This window comes from Pseudomonas sp. SJZ079 (assembly GCF_007993865.1).
GTDB lineage: Bacteria > Pseudomonadota > Gammaproteobacteria > Pseudomonadales > Pseudomonadaceae > Aquipseudomonas.
Window position 1 is genome coordinate 42,902 of sequence record NZ_VIUH01000032.1, and the last position, 8,539, is coordinate 51,440.

7 protein-coding genes are annotated in these 8,539 nt (G+C 62.4%); 3 read left to right on the top strand and 4 right to left on the bottom strand.

Translation table 11 applies throughout. From position 1 onward, the window contains the following. Positions 1-357: 357 nt before the first annotated feature. Positions 358-2,913, bottom strand: a complete 2,556-nt coding sequence (gene pqqF, locus FBY03_RS20745; RefSeq protein WP_178090733.1) for a pyrroloquinoline quinone biosynthesis protein PqqF — start codon at positions 2,911-2,913, stop codon at positions 358-360. A 271-nt stretch (positions 2,914-3,184) separates the two neighbouring features. Between pqqF and dusA the strand changes: the two genes are divergently transcribed. Then, a complete protein-coding gene (gene dusA / locus FBY03_RS20750) occupies positions 3,185-4,195 on the top strand; it encodes a tRNA dihydrouridine(20/20a) synthase DusA (RefSeq protein ID WP_147174246.1) in 1,011 nt (336 codons plus the stop codon). A gap of 64 nt (positions 4,196-4,259) precedes the next feature. Continuing rightward, entirely contained in the window at positions 4,260-5,186 is a 927-nt protein-coding gene (gene tal / locus FBY03_RS20755; RefSeq protein WP_147174247.1) for a transaldolase, read from the top strand. 60 nt (positions 5,187-5,246) lie between these two features. Here tal and rssC read toward each other — a convergent pair whose 3' ends face one another. Both rssC and rssB read right to left on the bottom strand, forming a co-directional pair. After that, positions 5,247-5,729 carry an anti-sigma factor antagonist RssC gene (rssC, locus tag FBY03_RS20760; RefSeq protein ID WP_147174253.1) on the bottom strand — a complete coding sequence of 161 codons (483 nt, stop codon included), beginning with the start codon at positions 5,727-5,729 and terminating at the stop codon, positions 5,247-5,249. Positions 5,730-5,737: 8 nt separating this feature from the next. Then, positions 5,738-6,922: a two-component system response regulator RssB gene (rssB, locus tag FBY03_RS20765; RefSeq protein WP_147174248.1), complete on the bottom strand. Its 1,185-nt coding sequence runs from the start codon at positions 6,920-6,922 to the stop codon at positions 5,738-5,740. 213 nt (positions 6,923-7,135) lie between these two features. Between rssB and FBY03_RS20770 the strand changes: the two genes are divergently transcribed. Continuing rightward, complete coding sequence (locus FBY03_RS20770) at positions 7,136-7,435, top strand: PilZ domain-containing protein (protein WP_147174249.1); 300 nt, start codon at positions 7,136-7,138, stop codon at positions 7,433-7,435. Positions 7,436-7,449: 14 nt separating this feature from the next. Here the strand turns inward: FBY03_RS20770 and FBY03_RS20775 are convergent, their stop codons facing one another. Further along, positions 7,450-8,151: a VacJ family lipoprotein gene (locus tag FBY03_RS20775; RefSeq protein WP_147174250.1), complete on the bottom strand. Its 702-nt coding sequence runs from the start codon at positions 8,149-8,151 to the stop codon at positions 7,450-7,452. Positions 8,152-8,539: the final 388 nt, after the last annotated feature.

Consider the following 8,539-nt stretch of genomic DNA (forward strand, 5'->3'; position numbering starts at 1 on the left):
TCGAGTCAGTCGGGTCGGAGGCGATTATTGAAAAGCCCTGGCCTGCGCCATACGCTGCTATGGCGCCGGTTGCCTGCTGCTTTGGCCAGGTGCGGGGACGCGGGCACTGAGGCGTAAGACCGTCACGACCATAGGACCTGGCCACAAGGAGGCAGGACTAAGGGCGCAAGCGATTGAGTCCGCGCGCAGCATGCCCGTGCAGCCTGGTCGACGACCTAGCAGAGGAGAACTGCGGGTTGCGCCCGTTATTGATGGAGGCTGAGCGGTTGCAGCTGAGGAGGAAAAAATTTCGCGGTCAAGCCGCTGTCACAAGAGGACGAGCCGTGCGCGACGGGTGTGGAAGCCAGGGGATGGAAGTCAGCTCGACGCCGACCAACCGCTATCAGGCGGCCTGCTGTTGGCCAGCACGCGCCAGCCACCCTGCGCCTGAGCCAGGGCATGATGCTGTTGCAGCAGCTCTTGCCGAGTGCATTGCGCCAAGGCCCGCTGCAAGGCCGCCGCATGCGCCTCAGGTAACCCGGCCAGGTGCAGCTGCCATTGCTGGTCGGCGAAGTCCGCTGCGCTGCTGGCTTGTTCGCGCAGCTGTCGACCCTGCTCGGCCGCAGCAGCGGCCACAGCCACCTCGCTCAAGCTGGCCAGGCGTTGGCCCTGGACCTGGAGGAACACTTCGATATGGCCGAGAATGTCCTGCGCCGAGGCATGTGGCGATTGCACGGCAAACAAAATTCCGCGCTGCGCACGTACCTGGCGAAACCCGCAAAACACCGCATAGCCCAGTTTCAACTCGCTGCGCAGGCGCTGGAAGAACGCGCCCTGGTAAAGGTGCGCAAGCAGCCGCCAGCCCGCCTCGCTAGCGGCATCCGGCTCCGCTAGCGGGCAGAACAGCAACAGCGCCGACTCCCCGCAGTCGAGGGCCGCGTCCTGCCAGTAACGCCCCGCCCGAGACATCGCCGGCGCGTGACTCTGCGCCAGTGTAGGCAGCGTCACGAACATCCGTTCGAGCGCAGCCTGCCCTGCCAGCGAGAACCCCACGCCGAGTCCCTCGACCCGTGCCTGACGATAACGGGCGCGCAACTGCGAGACGCTCGGCGCAGGGCCCTCCTCGACCGGCCCGCCGAACACCTCGGGCAGACGCCGCAACAACTGACGAATCGGCATGTCGTCCGCTGCGGCGCCCCGTTCCACCTGCTGCAAGGCCTGCACCGATGGTTCGAGCAAACGGGGCCATAGCCGCTTCAAGACGCCGACCAGCAAGTTGGCCGGCCCTTGCAACGAGAACTCCAGGCTGTCGCCCTGTTCTGACAGCTGTAGCCTCACCCCAAGCTGCGCCGCAGCGGCCTGAAGCTCGCGCAGGTCCGCCTGGGCGACCCGCAGCAGATCGCTTAGCGGCCGGCCGTCGGCAAAACAGCAGCGCCCGTGAAACGCGCCGAGGCCGTCGCCCTGCTGAACCGGTACAGCGGTGGGCGCCGGCAGCCAACGCAGCCGGGCCCGCTGGCCGAGCACCGTCCCTGGCGCAGGGTCATCGTTCAACAGCGGATTGCCTGCGGGCAATTGCCAAGTCCAGGCACGCTGAGGCGCACTGACCGCCGCCTCAGCCACCATGCGCAAGGCAAAACCTGCGGTGGGCCAGTTCGCCAATTCAGTGCAGCCAGTGACCAGCCTGATCGAGCGCCATGGCTCCTGCAGCTGCGCCAACAGCGCCTGCACGGCAGCCTGCCCCTGATCCGTCAGCCCGAGCGGTGAGGGGCCGCCACCAGCCAGGCCGTCCTGCCAGTAGCCCGCGAGGGCCAAGGGCCCGAGACTCTGCAAGCGCCAGCCCTGGATCGCCCGGTAGCGCTCAGCCAAAGCGGCGTAGTCAGCCCTAGCCGTAAAAAACGCCAACCAGTCCTGGACCGCAGCAGCGATAACCGCAGCGTTCTGAGCGGACTCCTCGACATGGCTGAAACTCATCAGCAACAGGGCCTGATCGGCAAAACGGTACGGCACCCGCGCCTGCAGTGCGCGGCATAATCCGGCCTCGCGCAGCGTGGCGAGTAAGCCGCCGGCCGACTCGGACCCTATCCATAGCTGCAGAAAATCCAGCGCCTGCTCTACCTCAGCGCCTGCGAGTCGGCCAGGTAACTCCAGGGCAAAACACAGCTGCACACTCGGCTCGCCTGCCGGCAGGCTCATGCGCAGTTGCTGGCGTCGCAACGGCAACAGCGGCGCAGCTAACGCCTGCGTGTACCGCCCCTGACTCGGCAACTCGCCCGCAACGCGCTGCGCCAGCCCGAACAGCTCCTCCACCGACTGCGGGCCGACCAGCACCAGTGACAGCTGGGCGGCCTGATAGAAACGCCGATGGAAGCCGTGCAGCGCCTGTTGGAATGCCGCATCCTCGACTGCCAGGGTCTGTCGATTGCCCGCCTGAAATGCCGCAAAACGATGACCAGCCGGCAACGCCTGACCCAGTGCCATCGCCACCAGCGTATCGGCGTCCCGCGCGCGGGCGAGAAACTCGGCATGCACCACCTCGCGCTCGCGCAACTGCGCGTCCTCAGCCAGTAGCGGCTTAGTCAGCATATCGATCAGTCGCGCCAGTGCTTCGCCGAGCCGGTCCGCCGGCACCTCGCAGAAATAATCGGTATGCCGCGCCTGGGTCGAGGCATTGACCTGACCGCCACAGCCCTGCACAAAGGCCATCAGCCCCTGGTCGACGGCAAACCCGGCACTGCCTAAGAACACCAGGTGTTCGAGAAAATGCGCCAACCCCGGATACGCCTCGGGTTCGTCATGACTACCCGCCGCAATCCGCACACTGATCGCCGCCTTGCCCACGCCAGGACGGTTGAGCATGGCCACCCGCAGACCATTGGCCAACGTCCGGCAGTCGGGCTGTGCGGCTTTGTCTTGCGGTAGTTCAGCGGCAGACATGAGGTGGCAATACTCTGACAGGGGACGGCGCTTCAGCATCAGTTACCGCGCAGAGCCTGGGCAATTGTGCTTTGGCAGCATCGACCTAACTCTAAAGTCGCAGCCACGCCCCAGCAGCCGACCGATAGGCTGCCGCGCCCAGGGCGGGCTTTCCTGATAAACTCGCAGCCCCTGCCGCACTGGCCCTGGCTGCGCCAGACCGTCGCTGAGCGCCCAGCGTGCCCGGCAACCAGGCGCACGAATCCAGCCAGCCGAAACCAGATCACTGAATATGCCTGAAGAACACGCCAACCCGCAGCCCAAAGCACCCAGCGTCCTGTCCCGCCGCTTCTCCGTGGCGCCGATGATGGACTGGACTGACCGGCATTGCCGTTTCTTTCTGCGCCAACTGTCCAGGCACACCCTGCTCTACACCGAGATGGTCACCAGCGGCGCCTTGCTGCATGGCGACAGCACGCGTTTTCTGCGCCACAGCGCGGCGGAATACCCGCTGGCCCTGCAACTGGGCGGCAGTGTGCCGAGCGAGCTGGCGGCGTGCGCCAAGCTGGCGGAAGAGGCCGGTTATGACGAGGTCAACCTGAACGTCGGCTGCCCCAGCGACCGGGTGCAGAACAACATGATCGGCGCCTGCCTGATGGCCCACCCGGCGCTGGTCGCCGATTGCGTCAAGGCGATGCGCGATGCGGTGAGCATTCCGGTGACGGTCAAGCACCGTATCGGCATCGATGGCCGCGACAGCTATGCCGAGCTGCGCGACTTCATCGGTCAGGTCTGTGAAGCCGGCTGCCAGAGTTTCACCGTGCATGCACGCATCGCCATCCTGTCCGGCCTCTCGCCCAAGGAGAACCGCGAGGTTCCCCCGCTGCGCTATGACGTCGCGGCGCAGGTCAAAGAGGACTTCCCCGACCTGGAAATCATCCTCAATGGCGGCATCAAGACCCTCGAAGCGTGCCAGACGCACCTGCAGACCTTCGATGGCGTGATGCTCGGCCGCGAGGCCTACCACAACCCCTATCTGCTCGCGCAAGTGGATCAACAGCTGTTCGGCAGTGCCACGCCCGTGATCAGCCGTATCGAGGCGATGCAAAGCATGCGCCCCTATATCGCCCAGCACCTGAGCGAGGGTGGCGCGATGCATCACGTGACCCGGCACATGCTCGGTTTGGGCCAGGGTTTCCCCGGGGCGCGACGCTTCCGCCAACTGCTGTCCGTGGACATTCACAAAGCCGCCGAGCCACTCGCGCTGTTCGACCAAGCCGCGCAATTGCTGCAAGGACGCTAGCAGTCGTTGAGCCGCTTGAGCGGCTCGGGTAAGGTCATGGCATCCGTAACAACAAGGCTTCGTCATGACCTCCAAGCTGGATCAACTCAAGCAGTTCACCACCGTGGTCGCCGACACCGGCGATCTCGATGCCATCGCCCGACTGAAACCGATCGACGCCACCACCAACCCCTCACTGCTGCTTAAAGCCTCCGCCATGCCGCGCTACAGCGAACTGCTGCGCAGCGCCGTCAGCACCAGTAATGGCGACCTGGGCCTGGCGTGCGACCGATTCGGCGTGGGGGTTGGCCAGGAAATTCTCAAGGTGATTCCGGGACGCATCTCCACCGAAGTCGATGCACGCCTGTCGTTCGATACCCAGGCCACCCTGCGCCGCGCCGAGCGCCTGATCGAGCTGTACGATCAAGCCGGTATCGGCCGCGAACGCGTGCTGATCAAGATCGCCTCGACCTGGGAAGGCATTCGCGCCGCCGAGCAGCTGGAACAAGCCGGCATCCAGTGCAACCTCACCCTGCTGTTCTCCTTCGCCCAGGCGCAGGCCTGTGCGGATGCCGGGGTATTCTTGATCTCGCCGTTCGTGGGGCGGATTTACGACTGGTACAAGAAGACCGAAGGCCGTGACTTTGCGGGTCAGGAAGACCCGGGTGTGCAGTCGGTGACGCGGATTTACAACTACTACAAGGCCAACGGTTACCCGACCGTGGTGATGGGCGCGAGTTTCCGCAACCTTGGCCAGATCGAGCACCTGGCCGGTTGCGACCGCCTGACCATCAGCCCCGAACTGCTGCAGCAGCTGGCTGACGATCAGACCAGCCTCGTACGCAAACTCGGCTCAGGCGCGCCCGCCGAAGCCCGGCAAAACCTGACCGAAAGCCAGTTCCGCTGGGCGATGAACGAAGATGCCATGGCCTCCGAAAAGCTCGCCGAAGGCATTCGCCTGTTCGCCCGTGATCAGGAAAAGCTGGAAGCACTACTCGCTAGCAACGCCTGAATGCACAACGGGGCGCCGACTTTCATCGAGCGCCCCGTAGCGGCTTGAACAGAAGAGCGATCAATGGTGTTCGAGGGCGTTGACCAGATCGTGAAAGGCTTCGCGATTGGACTCATTCAACCCCATCAGAATCCGGTGAGCCTCAAGCACTTTGGCACGCACCACCTCTTCCGACTGATCTTGCGACGGCAAATCGGCTAGCGAGTCCGGGCAGGGTATCGGGCGGTCGACGATATTGAACACCTGGTCGAAGCCCATGGACTGCAACAAGCGGGTGATGTCCGGATGGGTCGTGACCACGGTCGGCAACAAGCCGACTTTCTGCCGCGACAGGATTGACAGCTTCGCCAGCAGCCCCAGGGTGGTGCTGTCGATGCTGCGAGTCTCGGTCAGGTCGATGACGATGGCGGTGAAATTCAGCGCGGTAAAAATCTTTTCGATAGTCGCATCTAACGCAGAGCACAGCGTCAGACGCACCTCGCCGACAAACTTGAGAATGAAAGTACCGTCTTGTTCGGCGAATTGGATTCTACCGGGGCTTATCCCAGGATTCATGCAAGGTTCCTGCTTAACACCAGCAAGGCGATATCATCCGGCATATCCGCTAGATTGGCCAGCCCAAACACTTGGCGCAAACCATCCAGGGTTCCGCCTGCCGAGCTGACCAACTGAGGCAGCGCGGTTTCTTTTTCCTGCAAGGTCTCGCCTGGTAGCAGATCGAGTATCCCATCGGACAGCAGGGTCAGGCTGAACGACTCCGGCAACTTCAGCACGTGATCGCTATAGGTAGCCTCATCGAACAACCCCACGGGCAAACCACGGCCTTCCAGGTAGCGAGCTTGACCCTCGCTGAAGAGCACCGGCAAAGGCAGGTGACCACCAATGCTGTAGGTCAGCTGGCCGCTCTGCTCATCGATCACGCCGCCAAGCATGGTCACATGCTTACCCAGCTTGCAATTGATCAGGCCTCGGTTGATATGGCCGAGCACTTCGGAGGGTTTGAACTCCGGAAAACTGCTGCCACGGCGCAACTCGTAGAGCAGCCGGGTGGTCATGAACTTCAGCAAGACAGTGACAAACGCCGAAGAGGCGCCATGCCCGGACACGTCTGCCAGATAGAACGCAATGCGCCGCTCATCGACGCGAAAGTAGTCGACGAAGTCCCCAGACAAATACAGCGACGGAATGATCTGATGGGCGAAGCGCAAGCCATCGACCTGCCAGGGCGTCACTGGCAGCATGTTCATCTGCACTTGTCTTCCGGCGTTCTGGTCTTCCTGCAACAGGCTCAGGCTGGCCTGCAGTTCGCGGTTGGCGGCTTCCAGCTTATCCCGATAGCGCTGGTTCTCCAGGCGCAGATGAGCACGATCCAGCGCACGGCGCACGGAGTGCTCGAGCACCGCGAGGTCCTCCAGGGGTTTGATCAGGTAATCGGCGGCGCCGAGGCGCAATGCCTCGACCGCGTCGCTCATCACGCCCGCACCAGAGACCACGATAATCGGCGTAGCGACTTCCAGCGCATTGATGCGGCGGATCAACTCCAGGCCATCGACTTGGGGCATGCGCAAATCGCAAATCACCAGATCCGGCTCTTCGCGCTGAAAGACCTCCAAACCCTGTAGGCCGTTCTCGGCTTGCAGGACATTGAAGCCACTGTCTTCCAAGTAGGCCGCGAGGCTCGCGCGAACGACTTCGTCGTCATCGATAATCAGTAGCGTGGCACTGGTTCTGTGCATGGGGTTTCCAGGCAAACTGCGCCGGGGCGGCGTGGCGTAAGCGCTAGGCCAACGACCTGCGCGGGGTACTCGGTTCGCGTTAAGGCGCAGACGGTACTCCCATCCGTACCTCGATTCAAGCATAGGCCGATCGCCACCCGGCGACTTTACACCTGAAATCGACGAGGGTTATAAGGAGCCTAGGAGAACCACAATCACAAGAGGATAGCGCCCATGAACCAAAGCGATCATGCATACAGTGAAAAACGCGACTACATCCGTATGCGGCTGGAAGCGCCAGTCACTTTGCACCATGCTCAAGGGCAAGTCTCCGCGCTTTGTCTCGATCTCTCGAGCACAGGCATGCAGATCGAGGCAGAGTGTGCTCTGCACATGGGCGACAAGGTCAAGGTGCATATCGCCTCCGAGCATAACGAGCTCAAGGGGCTGGATGCCGAAGCCGAGGTAGTGCGCGTTACCGATCTGGACAACGGCCGCCAGGCACTCGGCCTGGCGATTATCTCGATGACCTGAAACAGGCAGAGCGCTTAAAAATCGTCTTCGACCTCGCCGTCCTTCACTCTGAACTCACGGTTCTGCAGGTAGGCGTTGCGAATGAAGATGTACTTGTCGCCGCTGATCAGCCTCTCCGCCGACAACAGACTGGCGCGGGTGTCGATAACATCCACCCCTCGCGCGACGTTGCGCGCCGACACATCGCCAATATACGGGTAAGGTTCGAGCAAGCTATCCGGCACTTTGCCGGCAGTATCGCGAACCGTACTCGGGCCGAGCAGTGGCAGTACCACATAAGGTCCGCTGCCCAAGCCCCAGGCGCCGAAGGTTTGCCCGAAATCTTCGTCGTTTCTCTGCAGGCCCATGCGCGTAGCAACATCGAAGAAACCCAGCACGCCTATGGTGGTGTTGAACAGCAACCGACTGGTGTCCACTCCGGCAGCGCGCAGCTTACCCTGCAGCAGGTCGTTGGCCAGGTTGCCGACGTCACCGAGATTACCAAAGACATTGTGCACGCCATCTTCCAGGAACTGCGGGGTGACGGCTTGGTAGCCTTGCGCGAGCGGCTTTAGCGCATAGGTATCGAGGGTGTCGTTGAAGCGAAACATTGCTCGATTGAACCCCTCCCAGGGGTCTTCTTCGGCGGCTTGCGCCATGACAGGCAGTAGCGCCAGGCTGACACAGGCAACCAGTCGACCCAGACGCTCAATCCAGCTCACAGCGAGTACAGGCATCGCAGTCTCTCCTTGAGAAAAATAGTGTGGCAGCCCAAGCCTGCCATCGAAGCCGCGCAGTATAAGGCCTGAAACACCTTAATTGGCAGCATAGCGGATGAATGAGCTGCGGGATGGACGCTTACTCCTGGACCAGGAGTCGCGCACATCAACACCTGCCAGCCAACAGTCTCGTCGCTAGAACCTCAAACATACCGATCAAGCTACCAGCCGCCACAGACAGCAGCCGGTATTGTCAGGTGACGTCTGTCACAATCCGTTCATCGTTTCGTCACCCGCAGCCGTTACCTTGGACTAGGGTCTGTTGCCGTTTCATTCGCGGCCGCGCCGTAGCTTGTTTTTGCGCGAGGCAAGGCACGAGGAGCGCGGTTTGGTTGTTCCAAATGAG